This window comes from Mesorhizobium sp. M7A.F.Ca.MR.362.00.0.0, assembly GCF_004023175.1.
Classification (GTDB): Bacteria; Pseudomonadota; Alphaproteobacteria; order Rhizobiales; family Rhizobiaceae; genus Mesorhizobium.
Window position 1 is genome coordinate 1 of sequence record NZ_RZTF01000557.1, and the last position, 3,129, is coordinate 3,129.

Annotated in this window: 4 protein-coding genes; 1 reads left to right on the top strand and 3 read right to left on the bottom strand. The window is 66.5% G+C overall.

Going from position 1 to position 3,129, the window contains the following annotated elements:
* Window positions 1-82: 82 nt before the first annotated feature.
* The 3 genes from EOC06_RS35045 to EOC06_RS35055 form a co-directional block, all read right to left on the bottom strand.
* Complete coding sequence (locus EOC06_RS35045) at window positions 83-877, bottom strand: SH3 domain-containing protein (protein ID WP_306462377.1); 795 nt, start codon at window positions 875-877, stop codon at window positions 83-85.
* Between the two features lie 298 nt (window positions 878-1,175).
* Entirely contained in the window at window positions 1,176-1,940 is a 765-nt protein-coding gene (locus tag EOC06_RS35050; protein ID WP_128309961.1) for a metallophosphoesterase, read from the bottom strand.
* Between the two features lie 76 nt (window positions 1,941-2,016).
* The gene (locus tag EOC06_RS35055; RefSeq protein ID WP_127260980.1) at window positions 2,017-2,373 is read right to left on the bottom strand and encodes a helix-turn-helix transcriptional regulator; all 357 of its coding nucleotides are present in this window, start codon (window positions 2,371-2,373) and stop codon (window positions 2,017-2,019) included.
* A 208-nt stretch (window positions 2,374-2,581) separates the two neighbouring features.
* Between EOC06_RS35055 and EOC06_RS35060 the strand changes: the two genes are divergently transcribed.
* Window positions 2,582-3,129 (top strand): MFS transporter (locus tag EOC06_RS35060; RefSeq protein WP_164898923.1); only part of this gene is annotated, 548 nt, incomplete at its 3' end.

Here is a 3,129-nt window from a genome sequence, read left to right on the forward strand (position 1 = left end):
AGCTGCCAATCTCCCCACTTGAGGGGGAGATGTCCGGCAGGACAGAGGGGGGCGCTGTCCCGCCGACATCCAAAGAGTCCGGCTAATTCCCCGACACCAATGTATCCGTGATCTCAAACCGCTCGGCGTCGCCGATGCGGATCATGTTGAGGCTGCCTTCCCGGGTGAAGCGGAAGTCTCCGGGCGCGTCGGAACCAGCCGGCTGGCCGGCACGGAAGGAGATGATGCGCGTGCCGCCGTCGGGCCAGGTCACAGTGATGTTCGCCTTGTCGGCGGTGTGCACCACGCTGACCTTGCAGCGCTCCATCGGCTGGCCGACATAGCGGGCGCAGGGAATCTCGGGATCCGGCGGGACGTCAGGCACCGCCAGCGCCCGTACGTACGCATCCTGCATCGCGGCGCGGCCGATTTCGGCGGCGGATTTTGGCGTGCTTTCGGCTGCCGGGCCGGCGCCGCCAAGCCGCGCTGTCAGGTCGGGCGGCGGGACCGGCGCGCTGTTGGCTGAGCCAGTAGCCTGCGATTGATCCGGCGCCAAGGCGTGCCCGGCGTCATTGGCGCTGCCGGTGGAGGCAACCACCGGCGCATCGGCCGGTCTTGTCTCGCCTTCGACATAGGGGGCCGGATTGAGGGGGATGAGATAGCGCGCCGGCGCCCAGCCGCTCAGCTTCTCCTTGCCCGTGCTTTCGACCTTGCACCATTTGTAGCCGTTGATGTCGTTGCAGCCGAGATTGGTGACCATGTCGCCGCTGCTCAGCCGCGCCTCGACCGTGGCGACCGGCGATGCGGTGGTGCGGACTTTGAGAAGGTCGTCCGGCGCCAGGCCGGTGACGACGGAGATAACGAGCTCCGGCGCCTCTTGGGCCATCTCTTCAGCCATAGCGGGGGCAATCACCGGCCACGCCGTCATCAACAGCGGAGCCGCAATCAGCGCATGGAGGGTTGTTCGGAGCGTAACTGTGCGCCTCATCGTTTGGCCGTGCGCTGATACCGTGCCGCGGCGGATCGAGCCCGCCGCAAGCCCGGCCGGTTTTATAAGGGACGACGCGGCGCCATGTAAGCCCGAAAATTCGGCTCGCCGTTTCGCCAGCCTCAACCCGGACCGCCGGGCCGTGAGGCAGCTCAGCCGGACGGGCATGAACGCCAGAGCGTTCAGCCGGGCATGAACGCAAGAGCGTTCAGCCGGGCAGGGGCATGAACCCGGTTCTGAGCGCGTGAGCCCATTCCGGCCGGCCCGCCTGTTCGGCCTGCCTGGCGGCCGCCTCGTGGTCGTAGTCAACGGCGATGGCCTCGAAGCGGTCGGGCTGGCCGTTGCTGCCCAAGGTGACGATGCCGTAGCGCGCATGCGCCGAGCCCTGCTCGGAGACATGCGCCGGCGGCGTGGAATCGTCATAGGCAGGGCAGCCGATGCTGCCCGGATTGAAGATGACGGGACCATCGGGGACGCGGATCAGTTCCGCGCGGTGGCTGTGGCCGCACAGCGCGATGCGGCAAGCCGGGTCGAGCGCCTTCAGCCGCCGCCGGATCGCCGCCAGCGGCGCGCGCACCAGCTGGCCATTGACGATGGTATCGGCGAGATATTTCTCGTCATGGTCGGGACGGGCGTGGAAAGCGATGATTCCGGGTGCGATCTCCAGCGTCAGCGGCTGGGCGAAAAGCATCTGGCGCTGCGTCTCGGTCAGCCGCTCCTGCGCATAGACATCGGAGGGCCACATGGTGTCATCAGCGGGGTCGGCGGCGACACGGCGGTCGTGGTTGCCGCGCACCGTCGGCAGGTTCAGCGCCTCCAACCGCGCAAACGTCTCGCGCGGCCAGAGCGGGCCGGAAACGCTGTCACCGAGATTGACGGTCAGGTCGGCGCCGCCGCGCCGCTCCAGATCTTCAAGCACGGCGTCGAGCGCCAGCACATTGCCGTGGATATCGGCGAGTACGGCGATGCGCATTTTCGGAAGGCTCCTGTGTGACGCCGCTTTTCCTTTTGCCCACGTCCGTGGGGCGAGGAACCCAAGTTCTGCAAGGTCAGGCGTGGATTTCGATGTCGTGGCCGCCGACCGCCGGCAGTGCCGGATCGTCGCCGGCGGCGGCGATGACGCTGTCGAGCAGGCCGGGGAAGCGGGCGTCGAGATCGGCGCGGCGCAGTGTGATCATGCGGTTGGTGCCGACCACTTCGGCGCGGGTGACGCCGGCCTCGCGCAGTTTGGCCAGGTGGTAGCTCAGATTGGTCTTCGAGCCGAAATCGAGGAACTGGCTGCAGTTCAGCGGCACGCCCTGCTTGCTGGCGAGATAGCGCACGATGGCGAGCCGGGTCGGGTCGCCGAGCACGCCAAGCACAATCGGCAGGCTGATCTGGTCCGTATTGGGGTGTGGCAAGGTCATGGCTCGAAACTAAGCACAGTCGGGTCCGATTTCAACGCATCCATCATTGTTGGCCCGCACGCGACCTTTCTCCGTCTGGCGCCGATGCTTCCGACCTGTCCTGACACAGGGCTGTCAGGAAGGTTCAGCTATTTTTCCCTGGCTTCATTGACATGATGCCCTATTGTGTCCAATTGTTCAATAACTTTTGAACTAAGGACATCCCGCCATGGACAAGCGCCTTTTCTGGCTCGCGCTCGGATCGTTCACGATCTCGACCGAAGGCTTCGTCATCTCCAGCCTTCTGCCCGACATCGCGGCGGATGCCGGTATCTCCATTCCGCTGGCCGGCACGCTGATCACCGCCTTTGCGCTCGCCTATGCGATCGGCACGCCGATCCTGGCGACGCTGACAGGCGAGTGGGACCGGCGCCGCGTCATCCTGTGGACGCTGGTGTTCTTCGTGCTCGGCAACGTCGCCGCTGCCTTGAGTTCCTCCTTCGAACTGCTGCTGATCGCGCGCATCGTCATGGCGCTGTCGTCGGGCCTGTTCGCCGCAACCGCGCAAGGCACCGCGGTGGCGCTGGTCGATGACCATCACCGGGCGCGTGCCATCGCCGTCGTCGTCGGCGGCACCACGGTGGCCGTTGCCCTGGGTGCGCCACTGGGCGCGCTCGTTGCCACCGTTGCCGGCTGGCGCGGAACCTTTTTTGCCATCGCCGGCCTTGGCGCGCTTGCCGGCGCGATCCTTTGGTACCGGCTGCCGCGGGGCATCGT